Below are 22672 nucleotides of genomic sequence, written 5' to 3' on the forward strand. Positions count from 1 at the left end.
CGTAAGTTCCGCAGAGCGCTTTTGCTCACAAAATCACCGGGCAGAAAAGTGATATTTCTGCTCTTCAGTGCTACCGCAGAATCGTGCCCTTGTTAGACTAAAAAGGCACTGTCTATCTGGGAGGGACATTGGCAGAATCGAGGAACACCCCCGCGACCCCCACATCGCGGGAAGCTTCGCATGCAGGCGAAGCAAACACTGCCGCAACGGAAGGAAGCGAGCAGAATACCACCGCGGGCTACATCGCTGGCAAACGCGGTTTTCCCCTGGTTTCACTAGACCAGGTCACCGACGAGAAATTGCGCCGCGTGCTGGCTCAGCATGCTACCTCCGCGACAAGCCAGGAGGGCACCGTTAAGGCAGAAGCAGTGAGTGAGGTGCTCCAGGAAGCTGCTGCCGACATGGGCATTACCCCGCAGGAGACCGCAGAGCCCGATTGTGGCCCGGAACTGTGCCCCCACGAGCACGATCATGGGGCGCGCACCGTCATTGACCCCTCCCTCGTGCCTGATGACGACCTGGATGCGTACCGTGAGGACCCTAACCCCGTCACATCCAGCAACTTGGTAACTGAGGCGGCGCTGACTCGCCCCTCCCAGCCGGTGCCCATGACCGGCATGATTCCGCAGGTGCCCAACTCTCACGCAGCCCGCCGCTTCGGCGCGGATCCTAGCGCAATGCCGAAGACTGGGCCTGTCTCGATGTCCACCACCTCCGTACCGCTGGTTGAGGGCGGCTCTCGCGGCCTGTTTGGGCGCGGTAGCGGTGGTCGCTGGGGTTCGCGTCGCTTCCGCTCCTTTGTGCGCACTGAGGAGGCGGCACCCGCCGCCCCGCGCGGTGCCCAGCGCATCGCGCAGCGCCAGTTCGTGCCGACGATCCGCTCTGAGGAGCATGAGCGCCGTGAGGCGTTCCGCCGTGAGAAGGAGTACGCCCGCGATACTCTGAACTTCACCCTGCGCCTGGCGGAGGCGATGTTCCACTACGGTGCGGACGCAATGGACGTGGACTCGGCGATTATTGCGGTCTCTTCGGCGTACGGGCTGGACTCGGTGGAAGTCGATATTACGAACCAGTCGGTGACCATCAACTACACGTCGGACCCCGATATTTACATGGAGTCCCGCATCGCCAAGCGCAATGCGAACGCTGACGAGCGCTTTACCCACACCCTGGTGCGTGTGGTTCGTTCCTCTACGGAGAACTACGAGGCGCTTTCTGAGGTGTACGGCCTAATCTACAAGATTACTCGCGGTGGTATGACCCTGGAAATGGCTGATTTGAAGCTGAACCAGATTACCCACCGACCCAAGCCGTTCCCGCCTCTGGTGGTGTGGTTGGCGAACCTGGCGTGTGCCGGAACCCTAACGGCAGCGCTGGGTGCAAGTTTTGCGACGGCGTTGAGTGCGGCGATTATCTTTATTCCGGTGTACCTGCTGATTCAGTGGTTGAGTTCGATTGGTATTCCGGCGTTCTTCCGTATGGCTGCCAGTGCGGGTCTGATGACCTTCTTGGCGATTTGGCTGGGCGGTGAGGGATCCATTCTTTCGGTGTTGCAGCGTCAGGGGGAGGCGATTTCGGCGCCTCTGGTGGTGGCTGCGGGCATGATTATGTTCTTGCCGACTCCGCGCCTGGTGGGTGCCGTGCAGGACGCGATTAATGGCTTCCCGGTGACGGCTGCGGGTCGTTTCGTGTCTACGGGCATGAGCTTCTTAGGTCTGGTGGTTGGCATTGCGACCGCGGTGAGTGCGATCAATATTTTCAACGGCCCGACCCTGGATATTGAGCAGCTGCGTTTTGAGCCGACGACCCCGCTGGTGGCGTCTTTCTTCTTCATTGTTGCGATTGCGACCTTTGCGGTGACCTTGCAGACGAAGCTGGTGAAGGTCGGGTGGCTGATGGTCATTACGGGCTGCGGTTTGGCGGCGTATTACGGTTATGAGTTGCTGGCTGGCCCGAGTACTGGTCGCGGTCCGACGGCGTGTGCGGCGGTTGTGATCGGTGCGTTGAGCACATATTTTGCGTACCGTCTGCATGTGCCTCAGGCGATCTTCTCGATTCCGGCGATTACGTTCTTGCTGCCGGGTCTGTCGTTCTTCCGCGGCATGTATCTGTTGACGGTTGAGACGGACGTGATTCTGGGTATGCAGAATATGATTACGGCGGTTTCGATTGTGGTGGCGATGGCTTCGGGGGTTGCGTTGGGTAATTACACGATGCAGTATGCGCTACAGCGTTTTACGACTCCGCGAAACGTGGAACCGGCGGATTCTTAGCCCTTTTCAAGGTTATATAGCCAATATCGCATATATTGGATGTGGGGAAGGGGCGGTAGCCTGCGAGGTGAACTCATAAGCTACCGCCCCTTCACTATGCCCATTGCGCCAGCTCGTACACTGGCTCTTGTGCTTACCCCTAGCGGACCGTCCAATCCACCGGCTCCGCACCCTGCTGCACCAGCAAAGAATTCACAGTCGAAAACGGGCGCGAACCGAAGAAACCACGACGAGCAGACAGCGGCGAAGGATGCGCCGACTCCACGCTCGGGTACGGCTGCAACATAGGTGCGCACTTGCGCGCATCCGCACCCCACAGCAGGCCAACCAGCGGCTGGTTACGCGCCACCAGCGCACGGATAGCGCACTCGGTAATCTCCTCCCAGCCCTTGCCGCGGTGCGAACCCGCATCAGACTCGCGCACCGTCAAAACCCTGTTGAGCAGCATGACACCCTCATCAGCCCAGCAGGACAGGTCACCGTGATCAGCCGGGGCAATACCCAGATCGTCCTCAAGTTCCTTGTAAATATTGTTCAGCGAACGAGGCAACGGCATACCGCGGTGCACCGAGAACGACAGACCCATCGCATTGCCCGGAGTAGGGTAGGGGTCCTGACCAATAATGAGGACCTTCACCCCGCTCATCGGGCGGCGGAACGCATTGAAAATATCGGCAGCAGGCGGGAAAGTACGGTACCCCGCCGCGTGCTCCTCACGCAGGAAAGCGCCCATGGCGTGAATCTGCTCTTCGACGGGGGCAAGTGCTGCCGCCCAATCCTCGCTCATAATGCTACTGAGGGGCTGGTTCATGAATCTCCTCGGGAATCTCCTGGTGCTGATGCAACCCGGACGGTGACGGAACCGGGCGCGGGATGAACGTTTCTCTTCTAGACTGAGTTTCTCTTCTAGACTGAGGTCCTCCTCTAGACTAGGGGATGACGGATACACGCGCTAGGAGACGCCAGCCGCGGCAGACGAGCTGCAGACAGGAGGGAACGTGTCAGAACAGGAACGCGCTGAAACCGCTGAGACCCAGACGGAAGTAGAAAACCAGCCGGAAGTACAGAACCAGCCGGAAGTAGAGAACCAACCCGGTGGCCTGACCCCGGTGGAGCGCCGCATCCTTGAGGTGGAGCGCCGCCGCTTCAAACACCAGGGCTCCAAAGAGAAGGCGATTATCGCCGCCGGATTCACCCCGATTGCCTACTACCAGCGCCTGAACGTGATGCTGGATGATGAGCGGGTACGCGCCGCAGCGCCGCAGATGATCGACGTTCTGCGCGCCCGCCGAGACGCTGACTAGGGGCTCAAACTGGGGGAGCCGTGCGAGCTCTCCAACTCCTGCTTTCAACCCCGCACACCTCAAGTTCAACCAGAGATTGAACACTGTGCGGCGTCCGTCTCTTTCACAGCCGGTTGCGGGGCGTTCGCGTTGGTTCCCGCTAATTGAGACGGTACTCTAGGTACTAGAACACCAAGACCGCACCTTCATCTGCCGCGCCCGCGCACCATGCAGGACGGCGCGGTACCAGCCGGTAAACAGAGACCCGTGAAATGAGGATAAATGAGCTACCCCCGCGATGAATTTGACGAGGTAGACGAGAACACCGCCCGCCGCGGAACCTACCGCGCGGTCAACGTCGACCCGGCAAAGAGCCCCAAGGGTGCTATCCCCCTGGTCGCCGCCGGTGTGGTTGGCCTGCTGATTGGCGGTGCAATGTACGTGTACGCGCCGCGCACCGCCTCCCCGCAGTACTCGGCGTCCACCGCGAAGAGCAGCTCTGCTCCCGCAAGCGCGTCGGCGTCTTCTGCGCCGGCTACCGCCTCCGCTTCGGCGAGCCCCACGAAGACTGGCCTGGCTGAGTCTATTTCGGTGGCGGTCTACAATGCGTCTGCTCCGGCGGGTAGTGCCTCCAGCGCGGCGGCTCTGCTGACTGGCTACACCATCAGCGAGACCGCGAACTACACCGGGGCGGCACCTGCAACCAGCGTGGTCTACTACGCTGAGGGCTACCAGTCGCAGGCGCAGAGCATCGCCTCGAAGCTGGATATTTCGCAGGTACGCCAGGCGACCGCCAACGTTGAGATGGGCAACCACGAGGTGATTGTGGTTCTGGCGTCGGATTACACCGGCTAAAACCCAGTCCGCGTCGCTTCTGTAATTACAAGTTTTCTTTCAACCCCACCCGTGCAATTCCAATCGCGCACCGGGTGGGGTTGATGCTTTTAACGCCCCTTTTGGCGGGGTTGATGAGCGCAGATTAAGCACTGGGCGATTAACCCTTCAACCTTGGGCTTAAACGTTTGCTCCACGCCGGTGCGGGTGCCACAATTGATGTAGCATTCGGGCGTTCTGCGCCCTACTCTGCCCACACCCCTGTCACGGTTGTCGTCACGGGTGCGCGGGGGAGGGGTAGCGACCCGATTTTAGACGTACTGCATCCCAGCGGGATGCAGGAGAATATCCTATCGTTCAGGAGGACACTTATGGCAAAGCTCATTGCTTTTGACGAAGAGGCACGCCGCGGCCTGGAGCGCGGTCTGAACACCCTCGCCGATGCAGTGAAGGTGACCCTCGGCCCCCGCGGCCGCAACGTTGTGCTGGAGAAGGCGTGGGGCGCCCCCACCATCACCAACGACGGTGTCTCGATCGCGAAGGAAATCGAGCTGGAGGATCCGTACGAGAAGATTGGTGCGGAGCTCGTCAAGGAAGTTGCAAAGAAGACTGACGACATCGCAGGTGACGGTACCACCACCGCTACCGTTCTGGCTCAGGCACTGGTCCGCGAGGGCCTGCGCAACGTGGCTGCTGGCGCTGACCCGCTGAGCCTCAAGCGCGGCATTGAGAAGGCTGTTGAGGCCGTGACCGAGGCTCTGCTCTCCTCCGCGAAGGAAGTTGAGACCGAGGAAGAGATCGCCGCAACCGCTTCGATTTCCGCTGGCGACGCAGAGATTGGCAAGCTCATTGCTGAGGCAATGGAGAAGGTCGGCAAGGAAGGCGTCATCACCGTTGAGGACTCCAACACTTTCGGCCTGCACCTGGAGCTGACTGAGGGTATGCGCTTCGACAAGGGCTTCCTGTCCGGTTACTTTGTGACCGACCCGGAGCGTCAGGAAGCAGTCCTGGAGGACCCCTACATCCTGGTTGTGAACCAGAAGATTTCGAACGTTAAGGACCTCGTCCCCGTCCTGGAGAAGGTCATGCAGTCCGGCAAGCCGCTGCTGATTATCGCTGAGGACGTTGAGGGTGAGGCTCTGGCTCTGCTGGTGCTGAACAAGATGCGCGGCTCCATCAAGTCTGTTGCTGTGAAGGCTCCGGGCTTCGGCGACCGCCGTAAGGCTCAGATGGCCGATATCGCTATCCTGACCGGTGGCCAGGTCATTACCGAAGAGGTTGGCCTGTCCCTGGACGCCGCAACCCTGGATATGCTGGGTACCGCCCGCAAGGTCGTTGTGACCAAGGACGAGACCACCATCATCGAGGGTGCAGGCGACGCAGCGGCTATCGAGGGTCGCGTGGCTCAGATTCGCGCAGAGATCGCTAACTCCGATTCCGATTACGACCGTGAGAAGCTGCAGGAGCGCCTGGCTAAGCTCGCCGGTGGTGTTGCTGTGCTGAAGGCTGGTGCCGCAACCGAGGTTGAGCTGAAGGAGCGCAAGCACCGCATCGAGGATGCCGTGCGTAACGCTAAGGCTGCTGTTGAGGAGGGTATCGTCCCCGGTGGTGGCGTTGCTCTGATTCAGGCTGGCGTGAAGGTCTTCGACAAGCTGGAGCTGACCGGTGACGAGGCTACCGGCGCGAACATTGTGCGCGTGGCTATCGACGCACCGCTGAAGCAGATTGCTGCTAACGCTGGCCTGGAGCCGGGCGTTGTGGTTGACCGCGTTCGCTCCCTGCCCGCAGGTACCGGCCTGAACGCCGCAACCGGTGAGTACGAGGACCTGATGGCTGCCGGTATTGCTGACCCGGTGAAGGTGACCCGTTCGGCTCTGCAGAACGCTGCGTCGATTGCCGGTCTGTTCCTGACCACCGAGGCTGTTGTTGCGAACAAGCCGGAGCCCGCTGGTGCGGCTGCTCCCGGTGCGGACGCAATGGGCGGAATGATGTAATAACTTTTTGTCCCTGATGGGGCAAAAAGTTATGGAATCCGAAGGGCACGAAGTGACCTTCGGTGGTGAGATGCCGCTGGAAACTAACCCGGCATAATCACACCGCATCCGTATGAGGCGGGGGCGGCTACCCATGAAGGGTGGCCGCCCCCGCTTTTGTGTGCCCGTGCGTCCTGTCCCGGCGGTGGAGGCGGTAGAATGGCTCCTTATGGAATGCGCCTATTTTCGTGATGACCTCTGCTCCTCCTGCCCCAGCATTGAGATCGCCTACACCGCGCAGGTGCAGGCGAAGCAGGAGCACGCCCGCGCCCTGCTTGCCGCCCACCCGCAGCTGCAGTGGCTGGACCCGGTGACCAGTGCGGAGGCGGGCTTCCGCAATAAGGCGAAGCTCGTGGTGGGTGGTTCGGCGAAGAACCCGACCCTGGGCATTGTAGATTACCGTACGGGTGCCTCCACTGATCTTGGCGAATGCCCGCTCTATATGGAGCCGATTCAGGCGGCTATTCCGGTGCTGCGTGAGCTGATTCGGCGCGCAGACCTGACCCCTTATGACATTCCGAATCGTCGCGGTGAGCTGAAGAATATTCTGGTGACTGCTTCGGCGGCGGGTGAGCTGATGGTGCGTTTCGTGCTGCGTTCGAAGAAGTTGCTGGTGCCGATTCGCCGCCAGATGGACTGGCTACAGGAGCGGCTACCGAACCTGGCGGTGCTGTCGGTGAACCTGCTGCGTGAACCGGTGGCGCGTGTTGAGGGTGATGAGGAGATTATCCTGTCGGAGCGTCAGACCCTGCCGATGCAGGTGAATAACCTGACTCTGCATCTGCGCCCGCAGAGCTTCTTCCAGACGAACACGAAGGTTGCTGAGGCGATGTACGCGCAGGGCCGTGAGTGGGTGCGTGAGGTGGCTCCGCGCTCGCTGTGGGACCTGTACTGCGGTGTGGGCGGTTTTGCCCTGCATGCCGCTTCGGTGATGGACGGCGGCTCGGTGACGGGTATTGAGATTAGTGCGGAGGCGGTCGCTTCGGCGCAGCGCACGGTGGCTGAGTATGGGCTGGAGGGCGTGAGTTTTTCGGCTCAGGATGCGCCGGAGTTCGCGGTGTCTTCGGGCGCGGTGCCGCAGATGCTGGTGGTGAATCCGCCGCGCCGCGGTATTGGTGAGAGCTTGTGTGCGTGGATTGAGGGTTCGGGTATTGACCGTGTGGTGTATTCGAGCTGTAACGCGGTGACTTTGGCGAAGGATCTGGAGCGTATGCCCTCGTATGCGCCGGTGCAGGGCCGTGTGCTGGACATGTTCCCGCATACGGACCACTATGAGGTTATGACGTTGCTGAAGCGCGGGTAGGTTTCTCGGGTCAAGCGCTCATTCCTATCCCAAGTCCGCGAGCAGATACATAACACTAGGGCGCGAGCAGGTGATTTTTGGCCGAGCAGGTAGTATTTTTCCTGCATGCTCGGCCAAAAATCACCTGCTCGCGGTGTTATCAGGGTTGCCCGCAACGTGGCGGAGGTGAGGCGATGATGCCCCGAGGCGATATACAGAGCACAGTCATGCACCCGCACGGCTCTTTGCCTCATTCCGCGATTCCTGCGCCCGTATCGCTCGCGCAGTCGGGCCGAGAATGAACGTGAATACGGTGGCGATGATGAAGAGTGCCCCTCCGGTAACAATGGTGTTGATCGCGCCGAACGCTGGTACCGCCCATCCGGTGATGAGGTACCCGACCATACCCGCTAGGGAGAAAACCACACCCATGAAGCTGTAGACGCGCCCGCGCATGTGTTCGTCGATAGCGTCTGCGAAGAGGACTTGCCCGAGCACTTCTTCGGGTCCGTAGAACATGCCCCAGATGAACCAGAGCACGAGTACCGCCCACAGCGCCGGGTGTAGTCCCATACTCAGACAAACGGCGCCGTAGCCGAGTCCGGAGATGCACATCCACCCGCGTTTGGTCATACGCACCCGCCCGGCGCCTGTACCGACGCCGAGTTTGGCTGAAAGCCAGGAGCTGATCACGCATCCGGCGGCGTAGACGGAAGTTGCGATTCCGAAGGCGGTGTAGTCGTGCCCGAGGCCGCGGGTGAGGTATTCGAGCATGGGCAGGGTGGTGATGGGTACGGCGGCGATGGAGAGGAACCAGAAGGTGAGCATACCGCGCACGATGGGGTTGTGTGCGGTGTAGGCGGCGCCTTCGCGCAGGAGTCTGCCGGTGTGGTGTTCCTGCACGGTGGCGGTGCGTTCGGCGTGGGTGAGGTCGTAGTTGCGTATGGTGGCGACGGTGAGGGCAGCGAGCAGGTTGAGGGTGCCTGCGAATCCGACGGCGAGGGCTGGGGTGGTGAAGGATGCGACGGCGGCTGCGATGGTGGGGCCGAGGGTTTGGGCGAGGAAGATGAGGCTGCCGCGGCGTGCCATGTATTTTTGGTAGTCGTCGCCGAGCAGGGAGGGCATGGCGGCGGAGGCTGCGGGGGATGAGAAGGTGCCGAAGGTTGAGACGAGGAATGCGATGGTGAGGAAGGCGGGTAGTCCTGCGGCGGCGTAGAGGGCTGGGGATGCGATGAGTAGGGCGGCGCTGGCGAGCCTGAAGCTGACGGTGAGGGTTTTGCGGTTGAATTTGTCGGCGATAGCGCCTGCGAATGGTGCGAAGAGGATGACGGGGACTGCCTCGACGACCATGACGATAGCGGAGTGGGCGAGGTCGCCGGTGGCGCCGTAGGTCAGCAGGGGCATGGCGATAGCTTGGATACTGGACGCAAGAGCATCAGAAACCTGCGCGGTCAGGAGCGTGAGCTGCCCGCGTGCGTTCAGCGGCGTTGCTGATGTGGGTTTTGCGGTCGCGTCTGGTGTGTTTGTTGGAATGCGCGACGCAGGTGATTCAGGGTGCTCAGGCGAAGGGTCTGTGGTGCGTCTCATAATACTGTGGATTCTATCACGGGTAAGAACGCTGTAACCGAGGCGAAACAAGACACAAGATGCGCGAGCAGATAACAGTCCGTTATCTTCTCGCCGAAATATTATCTGCTCGCGGTGTTATCGGGGTTGCCCGCAACCGGGCGGTGGCGTCTCGGGCTGGTTGTGTCCGAGGCGCCACCGCTTTTTCGTTCCCCTCTAGCGGGCGTGAAATTCTATCCCTGCGCCGCGAAATCCTGTGCCGCGAGAATACCCGCCGCGTACGCCGCCTGGCCTACGTGCTGGGCTGCGTCGTCAATCAGGCTGACTAGACGCACCCCGCGAGTCACCGGCGGAGTCCATGAACGGTCAATAATCTCGCTCAAATCAGCCTCGCTCAGCGTCTGCGCGTAGTCGGCGAGCGCCTCGCCGGTCGCCACAAGGTACTCCACCAGTAGCGCAGAATCTTCAACCACGATGGAGCGCGCCTGCTCGGCGGTGTGGCCGTAACCCATGGTGTCGCCCAGCTCGCCCAGGTTGAAGCGTTCCCTGAAGCCCTGAGCCTCCCAGACCTGCGGCTGACCGTTCAGAGCAGAAAGCTGCATGTCCATCTGTCGTCCGGCGTGCCAGAGCAGCCAGGCGATAGAGTTCGGGTGCCCGCCCGGGTGGGCGTTGAGCGCCTCGGGGGATAGCCCCTTGATGGCTACGGCGGCTTCGATGCCGGGGCGGCTGGCGGCGTCACGCAGAATATCGTGGGTTTTCATGGAATCCTCCTGATTGTGCTGGCTTCCTTTAGGGTGGCTTCCTTTAGGCTGGCTTCTCTTAGGGAGCTGGGTAGTTTCAGTCTACGCCCGCGTGTTCGCTGCCTTGAAAGAGTCGGTTTGGAAGAAAAAATGTGGCGCGCGGGAATAATACTTATTTCTTCCCGTTGAACTCTGTGAAGACATCATCATCTAAATTTCACAGGAGAATATTATGACCACCCCCGCTCAGCTGCACTTTGACATGGTCGTCATCGGCTTCGGCAAGGGCGGCAAGACCCTCGCCGGCGCATACGCCAAGACCGGTAAGAACGTTGCCCTCATCGAACAGTCCACCGGCATGTACGGCGGCACCTGCATCAACATCGGTTGCGTACCCACCAAGGCGCTCGTACACCGTGCCGATGAGTTCCGCGCCAGCGGCGAGCGCACCCTTGAAGAGGCAAACGCCGCCTACGAATCCGCCGTGGTTTTCCGTGACAAGCTGACCGGCATGATGCGCGCCAAGAACCGCGAGATCCTGCTGTCCAACGAGACCGCTAAGCTCATTGACGGTCACGCACGTTTCATCTCCGACATCGAGGTTGAGGTCACCGCGGGCGAGGACACCCTGCGCGTTACCGCCGACTACTTCATCGTCAACACCGGTGCCGTGTCGGTTATCCCGCCGATTGAGGGTATCCGCGAATCTGAGCGTGTGCTTACCTCCACCGAGCTGCAGAAGCTCACCCCGCGCCCCAAGCGTCTGGGCATTATCGGTGGCGGCCCCATCGGTGTTGAGTTTGCCGGTATTTTCTCCTCCTACGGTACCGAGGTGACCATTCTGGACGGTGCACCCGCCCTCTTCGGCCGCTACGATGAGGACGTTGCCCAGGTTGCCCGCGAGATTATCGCAGACCAGGACATTACCGCTCACACCGGCGTGCGTGTGCAGTCCTTCAAGGATGGCGCTGACTCGGTGACCGTGACCTACCTCGACTCCGAGGGCGCTACCCAGCAGCTGGAGGTGGACTACGTGATGGTTGCGACCGGCCGCAAGCCCGCAACCGAGGGTCTGGGTCTGGAGAACACCAGCATCGAAACCAACGACCGCGGCGCAATCGTTGTGGATGAGCACCTGCGCAGCACCGTGCCGAACATTTTCGCACTCGGTGACGTGAACGGCGGCCCGCAGTTCACCTACATCTCCATGGATGACTACCGCGTGGTGCTCTCCCAGCTGGTCGGTGACGGTTCCCGCTCCACTAAGGACCGCAAGGCAGTGGCTTCGACCATTTACATGAACCCGCCGCTGTCTTCCGTGGGTCTGACCGAGCGTGAGGCAATCGAGGCCGGCCACAAGGTGAAGGTCGCTTCGAAGCCGGTTGCCGCGGTTGCTGCGATGCCGCGTGCGAAGACCCAGGAGAACCCGCGCGGCATCATGAAGTTCGTGATTGACGCGCAGACCGACCAGATTCTGGGCGCCCAGCTGCTGGTAATCGAGTCCATGGAGGTTATTAACCTGGTGGCTCTGGCGATGCGCCACGGCATTACTGCTTCGCAGTTGCGCGATGAGATTTACACTCACCCCTCGATCACTGAGGGTCTGAATGAGGTTCTTGCCGTCGCGGCGCCCGTGAACTAGTTGAACTAGAATCGCGGCTGAATTCGCGGTTTGTATAGCGTTTCTGCTTGTCTGAGTGCTTCCCTGCCCGTTCCACCCGTTGTGCTGTCAACGGGGGTGCGGGTGGGGAAGCATTTTTGTTAAAGTTCAGATATACCTTGTACCTAAGCATGCCCTAAGATGGTTATGAGATAAGCGCAAGCTCACCGATTGGGTGGTCAGCGCGAAGGGGCTCGGAGGAGACACCCACTCGCGGCTACAGCCACCACAGTGCACCGCCTGCGCCGCGCATACAACCGAAAACCATAGGCACGAACCGGGAGAATCATGGCACTGCCCAAAATCAAGCCCTACACCTACGTCGACCGTGAACACAGCAACCGCGTGAGCTGGCCCGTGGACCCCTCCCGCGCTGTACTGCTCGTGCACGACATGCAGGTACACTTCGTCCAGGCTTTCGAAGGCGCCAACCTGGGTGAGGGTAACGATAACCCGGACGCACAGATTAACATCGCCATTCGGAACCTGCGCCGCCTCATTGACGCCGCCCACGCCGCCGGAATCCCGGTCTACTACACCGCGCAGCCGCCGCGCCAGAACCCCGAAGATCGCCGCCTGCTCATCGACTTCTGGGGCGACGGCCTGCAGAACGATGAGTCCGCCCGCGTGCTCGACGAACTGGCACCCACCGACCGCGACACCGTGCTGACCAAGTGGCGCTACTCCGCGTTCGTGCGCAGCCCCTTCGAGGACCTGCTCAAGGAGTCCGGTCGCGACCAGCTCATTATCGGCGGCGTGTACGCTCACATTGGCTGCCTGACCACCGCCCTGGAGGCGTTCATGCGTGACATTCAGCCGTTTATGGTTGCGGATGCGCTCGCCGACTTCTCGGAGGAGGAGCACCGCACGGCGTGCGAGTACGCTTCGGGTCGTTGCGCCCGCGTGCTGAACACCGCCGATGTGCTCGCAGACCTGCAGGCTGCAGAAGGTGCTGAGAAGGCTGAGACTGCTGAGGAGGCGCGCGCATGAGCTGGGTCATTGTGACCGGTGCGAACGGCGGTATTGGTGAGGCAACCGTCCACCAGCTCATCAAGAACGGCTATTCGGTGTTTGCGGCTGACCTTGCGGAGCAGCCCATTGCCTCCTTCGGTACCTACGGGGACGCGATCTTCCGCTACCGCGCCGTAGACGTTACGAGCGAAGAGTCCGTCACCGCCCTCGCCAACGCTGTAGCGGCACTCGACGAACCCATCACCGGCGCGGTACTCGCCGCGGGCATCGCCCACAGCCAGCCGCTACTGGAAACCAGCTTCGCCACCTGGAAGCGCCTGCACGCGGTCAACTCCGACGGCGTGTTCCTGTGCCTGCGCGAATTCGCGCGCATCATGATTGACCAGCAGGAGAGCGACCCGACCAACAGCCGCTCCCTGGTGACGGTCGCCTCCAACGCGGCCCGTGTGCCCCGCGCGGAGTTTGGTGCCTACGGTGCATCGAAGGCATCGGCGGCGCGCGTGAGTTCCAGCTTCGGTCTGCAGCTTGCCGCGCACGGTATTCGCGTGAACTCGGTCTGCCCCGGCACTACCCGAACCCCCATGGTGACTGACGCCTGGGAGGGTGAGGATCGCTCCGCCCTGCCGGTTGCCGGTAACCCGGAAACGTTCCGCCTGGGCATTCCGCTGCGCCGTATTGCCGACCCGGCGGATATTGCGGCGGTCAACGCTTTCCTCATTTCTGAGGCGGCACGCCACATCACCATGCAGGAGATTGTCGCTGACGGCGGCGCGACCCTCTAACGGCACCCCGCGTCCGGCGTTTAGATGCCCGGCGCGAACCCACACACCACTGATAGAAGTACGATGACGAACCTTCCCGACTTTATCTTTTCCACCGGCACCCGCGTTCTGCGCGCATCCGGTGCGATGACCCCTGTTACCTTCGATAATGCCCTGGACGAGGCGAAACGTGCCGGTAGCGCCGTCGTGGGTCTGATTCCTTTTGACCCCGATATGCCCGCCTACCTCTTCGTGCCTGAACGCCTGGAGGAGCAGCAGGTGCCGGTTCCCGAGCAGACTGTGGCGCTTGCCGAGCCGGTATCGGTCACCGGCCGGCAGAACGACCGGTTCCGTGCCGCCGTTGCGACCGCCGTGGAACGCATGAAGGCGGGTGAGCTGAGCAAAATCGTGCTTTCGCGTGTGCTCACTGCCCGCTACGCACCCGGCGCCCTCAACCTGGAGGCGCTGTACAACAACCTGCGCGCCCAGCAGCGTTCCGCGTTCAACTTTGCGGTGCGCCTGCCCGACGGTGAGCGCGGCATGAACGGAAGCTACCTGATGGGTGCCTCTCCGGAGCTGGTGTTCCGCACCGAGGGCCGCGCCTTCAAGACCCACCCGCTTGCCGGTAGCGCCCCGCGCATTGCCGAGCCCGGTAGCGCCGAGGACGAGGCGATTCGTGACCGCCTGTTCGCCTCGCCGAAGGACCGCCACGAGCACGCCTACGTCATTAACGATATTGCCAAGCGCCTGGCCCCCATCGCCGAGGAGCTGAACGTACCGCAGGTGCCCTCGCTGCTGCAGACCCCGCAGCTGTGGCACCTGGCGACCCCCATCGACGGTGTGCTGAAGGAGGGTTTGACCTGCCTGGACGGTGCCCGCGCGATCCACCCGACTCCCGCGATTTGCGGTGCCCCCACTGAGAAGGCGCTGGAGCTGATTCGCCAGCTGGAGTCTTTCGAGCGCCGCTACTTTGGCGGCCTGGTCGGCTACATGGACGCCGAGGGTAACGGCGAGTGGGCGCTGGTGCTGCGTTGCGCCCAGGTCAGCCCGGACGAGGCGGTGCTGTACGCGGGCGCGGGTATCGTGGCTGAGTCTGACCCGGAGCTGGAGCACACGGAGACCGGCACGAAGCTCGGTAGCTTTGGCCGCGCCCTGGGCGTGGATACCCTGGGCGAAGATACCCCTTAGGTTCTGCCACGAACGCCTTGACGAGGCGGAATACAACGACTGAATACGATGACTGAATACGATGACTGAATAAAACGACGGAAGGCGCTCGCTGGCATGGCGGGTGCGTTCCGTCGTTGTATGAGTTGTTAGGGGAATGAGCGCAGCTAATCGGTGAGCAGGCGCTTGAGCTCCAGGGGAGTAGCCACCGGCAGAAGCTGAGCCTCAACCTGCGCGGGCTCACCCTCGGCAGGGTTCTCCACAGCCAGGGCGATGAGCATCTTCTGCGCGTGCTCGGGGTTCTCCGCGTCGGGCAGCGCCACGGGTACCCACTGCAGGCTAAAGCTCCGCTCGATAGCCTCGCCGCCGCCCTGAGGTGTGGGTGCGCTAAAGGTAGCACGCGCGGTCAAGCTGTCCTGAGTCAGTACGCGTAGGGCGGTTGGCTCGGGGGTGCCACCGTCCAGAAGGTCACTAGGAGCCTCCTCGTTCATGGCAAGTTCGAGCGCGTCCAGCAGTGCATCGGTGAGCTGCACCCGAACCAGGGAGGGCACTACGCTCAGGCCGTGGCCGGTCGCCTTGAGCACCGCCTCCTTAGCGGTCCACAGCGCCACAGAGAACAGGTGTAGTACGGGCGCGGGGCGTTCCTGCGCCACCCGCTCATAGAATGCACGTTCTTCATTGGAGAGCGCCAGACGCGCAAAACCGGAGAACAAGCGCGCATCCAGAGTCTCAACATCCACGCCGAGCACCGCCGAAGAATTACGGCTAAACGCACCCACCACCAGCGGATTCACCTGCGACATATTGAAATTCACGCCCGCAATACGCGGCTTGCCGTGCTTCTTACCGCTGGTGCACAGGGTGCAGGAACGATCCACCTCAATCTCAGAAGCGGCGCTCGACGGCACATCCAGACGCGCCGCCGCCATGGCACGCATGAGTGCCTGAGTGCTCAGGTAGCTGACCGCCGCCGTGGAGGTCGGCAACTGCGCCGCATGCTGCTGCTCGGCAAGACCCAGGTAGCTCAACCAGCTAAAACGCAGGGAACCGTACATGGTGCGGGTGGGAAGAGCGAAAATCTGCACGCGCTCACTCGGACGGGCGGTAGGGCGCTCCGGGCGCTGGGCGCTGGGTGTTTCGGGGGCAGAATAGCTCATAGGTTTAGTGTACCCGCCCGGCATTACGGCAATTCGCGTTGCGAGGCTACTTGAGGTTGTCCACAGCGGCGACCGTGCGCTACGCACCCTCGCCGCCGGTGCGGTAAAGTCATCACAGACATCATTACGGACTGCCGCCTGCACGCTAGAGGGGTGGCAGCTTAGAAAGAAGGTACCGTGAACAGCACGCAAGAGATCATTGCCGCCGCAGACGGCTCGGCGCTGGGCAACCCCGGACCGGCGGGCTGGGCATGGTATATCGACGACGACCACTGGGCGAGCGGCGGCTGGGCGCACGGCACCAACAACATGGGCGAGCTCAAGGCCGTCCTGGACCTGTTCGAGGCGACCGCATCCCGCCCGGAGGCGAAGCTACGCGTGTACTGCGATAGCCAGTACGTCATTAACTCGCTGACCAAATGGATGCCCGGCTGGAAGAAGAAGGGCTGGAAGAAATCCGACGGTAAGCCCGTGCTCAACCGCGACCTTCTGGAGGCGCTGGATCAGGCGCTGACCGGCCGCGACTACGAGTTTATTTGGGTGAAGGGCCACGCGGGTCACGAGCTCAACGAGAAGGCGGATTCCCTGGCGAATGGTGCTGCGCGCGCCTATCAGGAGGGCCGCGAACCTGCGCACGGCCCCGGCTTCGGTGCGGCTGCTGAACCCGCTACTGCGGCTGAGCCTGTGGCTGTTGAAGCGCCGATTGTGAACGCTCCGTCCGCAGAACCTGCGCTCCCTGAGGTTGTGCTCTCTGAGCCGGCGCCCTCCGAGTCTTCCGCGGACGCCCACCTGCCCGTGCAGGAATTCACCGCAGCCGAGATTGAGAACGCCCAGCGCGGCGTGGAGAGCCTGCGCCTATCCGGTCTGTTGCGCCCCGCCTCCGCGGTGAACGCCCCCGACCCGGAGGCGGTTCGCACCCGCAAGGAACAGCTGGCGCTCGCGGCAGAGCGTGCCGCTGAGCGTGACGCAAAGGCACTGGCGCGCCAGCAGGAGGAGACCGCTCAGCAGGCATCGAGCGCCGCGCAGGCGGAAGAAGAGGATGACCTGACCGGTCTGGAAGAGTTTGCGGGTATGGATCCGAACGATGTTGACCCGGCGGAACTGCTGGGTGAGACGGAAGAACATGCAGAGGAACAGGCGGTAGAGCCTGCCCTAGAGCCCGCCGCGGAGCCCGCTCAGCCTGCTCCTTCCCAGCCTGCTGAGCCCGCACCGTCTGCTCCTGCGGCACCTGCGGCACCCGCTCTGAACCCCGAGGAAGCCGCCGCCGCAGAACAGCTGCTCGAAAGCCGCGGCTCCGTTATGGAGGCGGCGCAGCTGGAGTCCATGTTGCACGAGCGTCTGGTGTGGGTGACCGCCACCGGTAAGTCGGTGTCCCGCTCCTCGGTGCTGCAGTACCGTGAACGCGCCTTCGCTCAGCAGGGTGCCCCGCTCAAGCAGGGTGTGCAGGTACTGGATTCTTCCAGCGTGCTGGTCATGGCGGCGGTTGCGACCGCGCGTGGTCGCGTGAGCCGTTCGAGCATCTGGCATTACGACGCTGAGCGCGGCCTGTGGCGTCTGCGTTTCCGTCAGGAGACCCCTGCTTCCTAAAGCTCAGCTCCTAAAGCTCTGCTCCTAAGGAATGGGCTCTTGGGCCCAAAGATTTCTGTACATTAAAACCCCGCCGCATCCTCACTTTCGAGGATGTGGCGGGGGTTTCTCAATAGATGTTCGCCGCCTTCTGGCGAATCTAGCGGGCGGTGTGCTGTGCGTCCGGGACCTTTTAGCTGCCCGGTCTGCCGCCTGCCTGCGGGTGGGCCTTAGAATCTGTAGCCCGGACCCCTTAGCCGACGAACATGGAGGCGTTAGCCTGCTCGGTGTCTGCGTAGTTTACGCCTGCGCGGGTGAGTGCCTCGTTGATCTGGGTGATGGATGCTTCGACCTGGCGCTGGGTTGCATGCCACTGGTCCAGTACGCCCTGGAAGTTAGCGGATGCGGAGCCGGTCCAGGAGCTCTGCAAATCGTGCAGGGATGCGGTCATACCGTTGACGTCTGCGGTGATGGATGCGACGTAGGATCGTGCCTGTGCGCTCTTGGCTGCGATGACTTCGGAATCGACATTGAACTGTGCCATGGTTTTTCTCCTTTGAGATATGTGAGATAGGTGGGGCGGTTGCCCCGTGGTGGCGCTTGGGGTTTGGATCTCTGGAAGGGTTGAGTTCCTGACCGGAAGCTTGTTATCACTATATCTTTCAAAATGCATCAAATGAGCTGAAAAATGATTATTAAATAAATATGTGGATAAACCCGTCAGATTCACTCCGGCATCTCGAAAAAATCGAAAACCCTCCCAAAAATGACGCCGCCATGACGCGCGCTCGGTTGCTCCCGCTGTTCTTTACTCGCGCCGCCGCGAGTCATAGTCCCGCCTCCGGCGCACAGCAAAACCCCCGAACCGTAGAACACTCAAGTTCCACAATCCGGGGGTTTATGCATCAGCGCTACTTCATCAGCTGATTGTCCGAGACGGGCGGCGGGTAGAACGGCAAAGAAATCACGAAGGTAGCGCCGCCACCATCGGTCTCTTCAATGTGAATCTTGCCCTCATGCTGCTCGATAATCGCAGCCACAATGGACAGACCCAGACCCGTACCGCCGGTTTCACGCGAACGTGAAGCATCGGTGCGGTAGAAACGCTCGAAGACGCGCTCGCGGTCTTCGCCGTGAATACCGGGGCCGTGGTCGCGCACCTCCAGCACGGACAGCGGGAAGCCGGGAACCTCTTCGCGCACGCCCACCGCAATCTCCAGGGGAGAGCCGTCGGGGGTGTAGCGCATGGCGTTGGTCAGCAGGTTCGCCACGACCTGACGCAGGCGTGATTCGTCGCCGAGCACGGTTGCGGAGGTCGGCGCCACCTCTTCGTTCAGACCCACCAGGGACACCGCACGATCGGGTGCCGTAGCGTAGGCGTCGTTACTAGCGTCTACCGCCAGGTTGAACAGGTCGAAGGGCGCCAGCTTGGATTCGCGGCGCTCATCAATACGCGCCAGGGTCAGCAGGTCTTCCACGAGCTGACCCATACGCTTGGACTCCGATTCGATGCGGCTCATCGCGGTAGCAACAGCCTCATCGGTCGGTAGCGCGCCCTGACGGTACAGCTCCGAGTAGCCTCGAATACTGACCAGCGGGGTGCGCAGCTCATGCGAAGCGTCACCCACGAAGCGGCGCATTTTTGCCTCGCTCTTCTCGCGGGCTTTGAAGAGCATTTCAATCTGGGTGAGCATCGTGTTCAGCGAAACCGCGAGGTTACCGATCTCGTTGCTGGGGTTGTAGTCCTCAATACGCTGAGAGAGGTCACCGGCAGCGATCTTGGCGGCGGTCTGCTCCACGCGAGCCAGCGGCTCGAAGGTGCGGGTCACAATCACCCAGGTCATCGCAATCGCGGAGGCGAGAGTCGCCAACCCAAACGCGAAGGTCAGCACACCCACGAGGGCGACCACCTGGTTCGTTTGTTTCAGCGGCATGGCAATAACCAGGGATGCCGCCTCCGTCAGCCCAGAAGAATCTTTCGATTCAATGGGCACGGCGAGCACGCGCCAATCGGAGGAGCTGCCCACCGAATTGACGGTGACCGCCTCTTCGTTTTTCTTGCGAACCTTCTCTTCGGTCCAGCCTTGCAGTGCCGGCTCGCTGAACTGTTCGCTGTCCTCGGACTTGAGCGAGTACAGTACGTTGCCGTCCTTGTCGAGCAGGTACAGGCGGTAGGTGCTCAGGGATTGTTCCTGATTACCGGAGGGGCGCACGGTCGCCAGCTGCACGAGTGAGGGGGCGCTGTTCTTCATCTCTTCGTCCAGCTGGTGCACCATCTGGGCGCGCAGAGCGGAAATCGCCACCAGGCTCGTCACCGCAATGGAGAGGGCGATGAGCATGGAGGTAATGAGCACCAGCTGGGTGCGAAGGGAAAGAGACTGGGGGATCCGGTCGAGGGGTTTGAGCGCCACGTTAGCCTCGAGAACCGCGAATCATGTAGCCCACACCGCGCTTGGTGTGGATGAGCGGCTCGTGGTTTTCACGGTTGTTGTCAATCTTGCGGCGCAGGTACGAAATGTAGGACTCAACGATGGAGGAGTCGCCGTTGAAGTCGTACTCCCACACGTGGTCGAGAATCTGCGCCTTGGACAGCACGCGGTTGGCGTTGAGCATCAGGTAGTGCAGCAGGTTGAACTCGGTGGGGGAGAGGTCAATCTCTTCGTCACCGAGGAACACTTCGTGGGTGTCCACGTTCAGGGTGAGGGCGTCAACGCGCAGTACGGCGTCGTCCTCTTCCTGGACGCTGCGGCTACGGCGCAGAATGGCGCGGATGCGGGCGATCACCTCGTCGAGGGAGAAGGGCTTGGTGACGTAGTCGTCACCACCGGCACCCAGACCGGTCACCTTGTCTTCGGTGGCGTCCTTTGCGGTCAGGAACAGCACGGGGGTGGTGGTGCCGTTTTCGCGCAGGCGGCGGGTCACCTCGAAGCCGTCCATGCCGGGCATCATGACGTCCAGGACAATGAGGTCGGGGTTTTCGGCGTGTGCCTTTTCGAGGGCTTCGCGGCCGTTGCCGGCGGTAACTACTTCAAAACCGGCGAAACGCAGGGAGGTGGCGAGCAATTCAAGAATGTTGAACTCGTCATCGACGACTAGGAGTTTTGCTTCAGCAGACATACTCTATCTTTCTCTCTGAATGGCAGGCTGTACTTGATAAGTGAATGATGTGTGTGAGCTTGCGGCTCAAATCTTTATGCCTTGTTGCGGCGCATGACCGACAGGATGAGTGCGGCCATGAGGGCGATAAAGGCGACGGGGAGGAGGACCAGCGGAATCTGGCTCATGAGGGCGGGCGGCGCTGCCCCAACCCACTTCATCACGAGCATGGCGACTCCGGTGAGCAGGCAAATCAGGGCGAGAAGCGCACCTGCCGCGCCGAGCCAGCGGATAGCTCCGGCGTAGGGAAGGGGCGCGGGCGCCTGGTCTGCGGTACTGCGCGTGTCCTGTACGGGTTCATTACTCATAAATTTAACCGTATCAGCTCACACACAGCTGTTCGTGGGCGAAGCCCCAGATTTAGCGGTTTGAGACCCAAATTCACAGCGTATGTGAAGCTTGGGGTGGGCGCCACACTGTTTGCGCACGCGAGATGCTTTAATAGGGGTATGTCTGAACAGGTTATTGAACTGCTCCCCGAAACTACGCCCGCTACTGACGCGCCCGCAGAGTCCGTTGCGCCTTCTGCCGCGCCTGAGAGCACCGATGAGGGTAGCGCTGTACCTGCTGAGACTCAGCCCTCCGTGAACGCTGAGGAGACTGAGGCGGCTGATACGCCCGCTGAGGAGTCTGCCTCCGAGGAATCTGCTGCCGAAGAAACCGCACAGAACGAAGACTCCACCCCCGACCCCTTCACCCCGCTGGATGAAGAGGTGGGCGCCCCCTCCCTGGGCGTTCCGCACAAGCTGCGCCGCACCTCCAAGGTGGATGAGATTCTTGCCGCCGCCAAGGATGTGGCGTTGCAGGGCGTTCAGGAAATCGCCCCGGCACACGCTATCGGCCTGGTGCATCACGTGCGCGCCGAGGAAGAGCGTCTAAGCACTCACCTTTTCGAGTGCACCCTGCCCGGTTACCGCGGCTGGTTCTGGTTCGCGACCCTCTCACGTGCGCCTCGCTCCCGCGTGGCAACGATCTGCGAGGTGGGCCTGCTGCCCGGCGACGACGCACTGATTGCGCCGGATTGGGTGCCGTGGGCTGACCGCGTTCGCCCGGAAGACCTGGAGGAGAACGCCGCGCAGGAGAACGCAGAGTCTGCTGAAACCGCTGAGGCAGAGGAGTCTGCTGAGCTTGCAGAGAACAAAGCGGAAGAGAACGAATCTGCCGTGGAAGAAACCGCTGAGGCTGAGTCCGCAGAGTAAGCCTACCGTCTACTCCTCTTAATAAGGGGTGGGTTAGCAAAAGCGTATATATAAGGTGTCTTGAGTCGTCCAATGAGTTTTCATTGGGCGACTCAATGACTTAAGCCGTGGCAAAAGCCGCTGAAAAAGTACATAATAGATTATTGAATAAGTAACGACTTAGGCAGTGCTATCTAAGTACTGTTGCGGTGAAAGCTGGGAGAGATATATGACAGACCTCATCGATACCACAGAGATGTATTTGCGCACCATCCTCGAACTGGAGGAAGAGGGCATTGTCCCCATGCGTGCGCGCATCGCTGAACGACTCGAGCACTCCGGCCCGACCGTTTCCCAGACTGTGGCACGTATGGAGAAGCACGGCCTGCTCACCGTTGAGCCGGACCGCCACCTCGAACTGACCGAGGAAGGCCGCCACAAGGCGGTCGAGGTGATGCGTAAGCACCGCCTGGCTGAGCGACTGCTCTCCGACATCATTGGTCTGGAACTTGAGTACGTGCACGAAGAAGCATGCCGCTGGGAGCACGTCATGAGTGACAAGGTGGAGAAGCGCATCCTGGAGATGCTCAAGGACCCCAAGTTCTCCCCGTACGGTAACGCTATCCCCGGCCTGGAGGATCTGGGCCACACCAGTGAGAAGAACGACGAGCGTACCGTGCCCATGTCCCTGGCTGCACGCGACTCCGGCCCCGAGGACCGTTTCACTATCTCTCGTTTCCCCGAGTCCATTCAGACTGACGTTGAGCTGCTGAAGCTGCTGGCTGACGCAGGTATTGTCTACGGCGCTTCGGTGTCCGTGGTTGCCGGTCAGAACGATGATGTGATTGTTCACGCCGACGGTGAAGAGGACACCCTCTCCCTGGACATGGATGTGGCAAACGCGATCGTGGTCAAGCGCGGCGGCAACCTCTAAGGTCTAATTCTGAGAGTCCGCTAACCCAGTTCACGCTAAACGGTGGTATCGCCTCCCTTTGTGGAGGAGGTGCCACCGTTTTTGTGCACTTGTTTAGGGCTGCTCGGCCT

At 61.4% G+C, this 22672-nt stretch carries 20 protein-coding genes; 12 read left to right on the forward strand and 8 right to left on the reverse strand.

Annotated elements, in window-relative coordinates:
- The first annotated feature begins 128 nt into the window (after positions 1 to 128).
- Positions 129 to 2273, forward strand: coding sequence for a threonine/serine exporter family protein (locus HMPREF2712_RS03650; protein ID WP_070819291.1), 2145 nt, complete (start codon positions 129 to 131; stop codon positions 2271 to 2273).
- Between the two features lie 139 nt (positions 2274 to 2412).
- On the opposite strand, the gene HMPREF2712_RS03655 is transcribed toward HMPREF2712_RS03650, so the two are convergent.
- Positions 2413 to 3084, reverse strand: coding sequence for a uracil-DNA glycosylase (locus HMPREF2712_RS03655; RefSeq protein WP_005504509.1), 672 nt, complete (start codon positions 3082 to 3084; stop codon positions 2413 to 2415).
- Between the two features lie 187 nt (positions 3085 to 3271).
- On the opposite strand from HMPREF2712_RS03655, the gene HMPREF2712_RS03660 reads away from it, so the two are divergent.
- From HMPREF2712_RS03660 to rlmC, 4 genes are all read left to right on the forward strand, one after another.
- Positions 3272 to 3577, forward strand: coding sequence for a DUF3263 domain-containing protein (locus tag HMPREF2712_RS03660; RefSeq protein ID WP_049338388.1), 306 nt, complete (start codon positions 3272 to 3274; stop codon positions 3575 to 3577).
- Positions 3578 to 3838: 261 nt separating this feature from the next.
- The gene (locus HMPREF2712_RS03665; protein ID WP_070819292.1) at positions 3839 to 4411 is read left to right on the forward strand and encodes a LytR C-terminal domain-containing protein; all 573 of its coding nucleotides are present in this window, start codon (positions 3839 to 3841) and stop codon (positions 4409 to 4411) included.
- A 350-nt stretch (positions 4412 to 4761) separates the two neighbouring features.
- Positions 4762 to 6384 (forward strand): chaperonin GroEL, encoded by a 1623-nt coding sequence (gene groL / locus HMPREF2712_RS03670; RefSeq protein ID WP_070483466.1) that lies wholly within the window; start codon positions 4762 to 4764, stop codon positions 6382 to 6384.
- Positions 6385 to 6592: 208 nt separating this feature from the next.
- Positions 6593 to 7726 (forward strand): 23S rRNA (uracil(747)-C(5))-methyltransferase RlmC, encoded by a 1134-nt coding sequence (rlmC, locus tag HMPREF2712_RS03675; RefSeq protein ID WP_070819293.1) that lies wholly within the window; start codon positions 6593 to 6595, stop codon positions 7724 to 7726.
- A gap of 204 nt (positions 7727 to 7930) precedes the next feature.
- Here the strand turns inward: rlmC and HMPREF2712_RS03680 are convergent, their stop codons facing one another.
- Complete coding sequence (locus tag HMPREF2712_RS03680) at positions 7931 to 9292, reverse strand: MFS transporter (RefSeq protein ID WP_246824527.1); 1362 nt, start codon at positions 9290 to 9292, stop codon at positions 7931 to 7933.
- 212 nt (positions 9293 to 9504) lie between these two features.
- Positions 9505 to 10032: a mycothiol transferase gene (locus tag HMPREF2712_RS03685; protein WP_070819294.1), complete on the reverse strand. Its 528-nt coding sequence runs from the start codon at positions 10030 to 10032 to the stop codon at positions 9505 to 9507.
- A gap of 211 nt (positions 10033 to 10243) precedes the next feature.
- Between HMPREF2712_RS03685 and HMPREF2712_RS03690 the strand changes: the two genes are divergently transcribed.
- The 4 genes from HMPREF2712_RS03690 (at position 10244) to HMPREF2712_RS03705 (ending at position 14592) form a co-directional block, all read left to right on the forward strand.
- Positions 10244 to 11653 (forward strand): FAD-dependent oxidoreductase, encoded by a 1410-nt coding sequence (locus HMPREF2712_RS03690; RefSeq protein WP_070819295.1) that lies wholly within the window; start codon positions 10244 to 10246, stop codon positions 11651 to 11653.
- Positions 11654 to 11959: 306 nt separating this feature from the next.
- The gene (locus tag HMPREF2712_RS03695) at positions 11960 to 12661 is read left to right on the forward strand and encodes an isochorismatase family protein (RefSeq protein ID WP_070819296.1); all 702 of its coding nucleotides are present in this window, start codon (positions 11960 to 11962) and stop codon (positions 12659 to 12661) included.
- Positions 12658 to 13425, forward strand: a complete 768-nt coding sequence (locus tag HMPREF2712_RS03700; protein ID WP_070819297.1) for an SDR family oxidoreductase — start codon at positions 12658 to 12660, stop codon at positions 13423 to 13425. Before HMPREF2712_RS03695 ends, HMPREF2712_RS03700 begins: the two co-directional genes overlap by 4 nt.
- Positions 13426 to 13488: 63 nt before the next feature.
- Positions 13489 to 14592, forward strand: coding sequence for an isochorismate synthase (locus HMPREF2712_RS03705; RefSeq protein ID WP_070819298.1), 1104 nt, complete (start codon positions 13489 to 13491; stop codon positions 14590 to 14592).
- 146 nt (positions 14593 to 14738) lie between these two features.
- Here HMPREF2712_RS03705 and HMPREF2712_RS03710 read toward each other — a convergent pair whose 3' ends face one another.
- Positions 14739 to 15728: a 4'-phosphopantetheinyl transferase family protein gene (locus HMPREF2712_RS03710; protein ID WP_070819299.1), complete on the reverse strand. Its 990-nt coding sequence runs from the start codon at positions 15726 to 15728 to the stop codon at positions 14739 to 14741.
- Between the two features lie 177 nt (positions 15729 to 15905).
- Between HMPREF2712_RS03710 and HMPREF2712_RS03715 the strand changes: the two genes are divergently transcribed.
- On the forward strand, positions 15906 to 17315 hold the full coding sequence (locus HMPREF2712_RS03715) for an RNase H family protein (protein ID WP_070819300.1): 1410 nt from the start codon (positions 15906 to 15908) through the stop codon (positions 17313 to 17315).
- A gap of 232 nt (positions 17316 to 17547) precedes the next feature.
- On the opposite strand, the gene HMPREF2712_RS03720 is transcribed toward HMPREF2712_RS03715, so the two are convergent.
- The 4 genes from HMPREF2712_RS03720 to HMPREF2712_RS03735 all read right to left on the reverse strand — a co-directional run bounded on the left by HMPREF2712_RS03720 (position 17548) and on the right by HMPREF2712_RS03735 (position 20758).
- Positions 17548 to 17838, reverse strand: a complete 291-nt coding sequence (locus HMPREF2712_RS03720; RefSeq protein ID WP_005504526.1) for a WXG100 family type VII secretion target — start codon at positions 17836 to 17838, stop codon at positions 17548 to 17550.
- Positions 17839 to 18205: 367 nt separating this feature from the next.
- On the reverse strand, positions 18206 to 19705 hold the full coding sequence (locus HMPREF2712_RS03725; RefSeq protein ID WP_070819301.1) for a sensor histidine kinase: 1500 nt from the start codon (positions 19703 to 19705) through the stop codon (positions 18206 to 18208).
- A gap of 1 nt (position 19706) precedes the next feature.
- Entirely contained in the window at positions 19707 to 20411 is a 705-nt protein-coding gene (locus HMPREF2712_RS03730; RefSeq protein ID WP_005504528.1) for a response regulator transcription factor, read from the reverse strand.
- Positions 20412 to 20485: 74 nt separating this feature from the next.
- A complete protein-coding gene (locus HMPREF2712_RS03735; protein WP_005504529.1) occupies positions 20486 to 20758 on the reverse strand; it encodes a hypothetical protein in 273 nt (90 codons plus the stop codon).
- A 141-nt stretch (positions 20759 to 20899) separates the two neighbouring features.
- On the opposite strand from HMPREF2712_RS03735, the gene HMPREF2712_RS03740 reads away from it, so the two are divergent.
- Entirely contained in the window at positions 20900 to 21649 is a 750-nt protein-coding gene (locus HMPREF2712_RS03740) for a DUF3027 domain-containing protein (protein WP_070677669.1), read from the forward strand.
- A gap of 208 nt (positions 21650 to 21857) precedes the next feature.
- Positions 21858 to 22562: an iron-dependent transcriptional repressor DtxR gene (locus HMPREF2712_RS03745; RefSeq protein WP_005504532.1), complete on the forward strand. Its 705-nt coding sequence runs from the start codon at positions 21858 to 21860 to the stop codon at positions 22560 to 22562.
- Positions 22563 to 22672 lie beyond the last annotated feature (110 nt).

The sequence above is a fragment of the Rothia sp. HMSC064F07 genome, assembly GCF_001837265.1.
GTDB classification, from domain to species: domain Bacteria; phylum Actinomycetota; class Actinomycetes; order Actinomycetales; family Micrococcaceae; genus Rothia; species Rothia mucilaginosa.

Excerpts from the sequence above, each read along its gene's own strand:
- HMPREF2712_RS03655 (WP_005504509.1), bottom strand. The coding sequence starts at position 3,084 with ATGAACCAGCCCCTCAGTAGCATTATGAGCGAGGATTGGGCGGCAGCA.
- HMPREF2712_RS03665 (WP_070819292.1), top strand. The coding sequence starts at position 3,839 with ATGAGCTACCCCCGCGATGAATTTGACGAGGTAGACGAGAACACCGCC.
- groL (WP_070483466.1), top strand. The coding sequence starts at position 4,762 with ATGGCAAAGCTCATTGCTTTTGACGAAGAGGCACGCCGCGGCCTGGAG.
- rlmC (WP_070819293.1), top strand. The coding sequence starts at position 6,593 with ATGGAATGCGCCTATTTTCGTGATGACCTCTGCTCCTCCTGCCCCAGC.
- HMPREF2712_RS03680 (WP_246824527.1), bottom strand. The coding sequence starts at position 9,292 with ATGAGACGCACCACAGACCCTTCGCCTGAGCACCCTGAATCACCTGCG.
- HMPREF2712_RS03685 (WP_070819294.1), bottom strand. The coding sequence starts at position 10,032 with ATGAAAACCCACGATATTCTGCGTGACGCCGCCAGCCGCCCCGGCATC.
- HMPREF2712_RS03690 (WP_070819295.1), top strand. The coding sequence starts at position 10,244 with ATGACCACCCCCGCTCAGCTGCACTTTGACATGGTCGTCATCGGCTTC.
- HMPREF2712_RS03695 (WP_070819296.1), top strand. The coding sequence starts at position 11,960 with ATGGCACTGCCCAAAATCAAGCCCTACACCTACGTCGACCGTGAACAC.
- HMPREF2712_RS03700 (WP_070819297.1), top strand. The coding sequence starts at position 12,658 with ATGAGCTGGGTCATTGTGACCGGTGCGAACGGCGGTATTGGTGAGGCA.
- HMPREF2712_RS03705 (WP_070819298.1), top strand. The coding sequence starts at position 13,489 with ATGACGAACCTTCCCGACTTTATCTTTTCCACCGGCACCCGCGTTCTG.
- HMPREF2712_RS03710 (WP_070819299.1), bottom strand. The coding sequence starts at position 15,728 with ATGAGCTATTCTGCCCCCGAAACACCCAGCGCCCAGCGCCCGGAGCGC.
- HMPREF2712_RS03720 (WP_005504526.1), bottom strand. The coding sequence starts at position 17,838 with ATGGCACAGTTCAATGTCGATTCCGAAGTCATCGCAGCCAAGAGCGCA.
- HMPREF2712_RS03730 (WP_005504528.1), bottom strand. The coding sequence starts at position 20,411 with ATGTCTGCTGAAGCAAAACTCCTAGTCGTCGATGACGAGTTCAACATT.
- HMPREF2712_RS03735 (WP_005504529.1), bottom strand. The coding sequence starts at position 20,758 with ATGAGTAATGAACCCGTACAGGACACGCGCAGTACCGCAGACCAGGCG.
- HMPREF2712_RS03740 (WP_070677669.1), top strand. The coding sequence starts at position 20,900 with ATGTCTGAACAGGTTATTGAACTGCTCCCCGAAACTACGCCCGCTACT.
- HMPREF2712_RS03745 (WP_005504532.1), top strand. The coding sequence starts at position 21,858 with ATGACAGACCTCATCGATACCACAGAGATGTATTTGCGCACCATCCTC.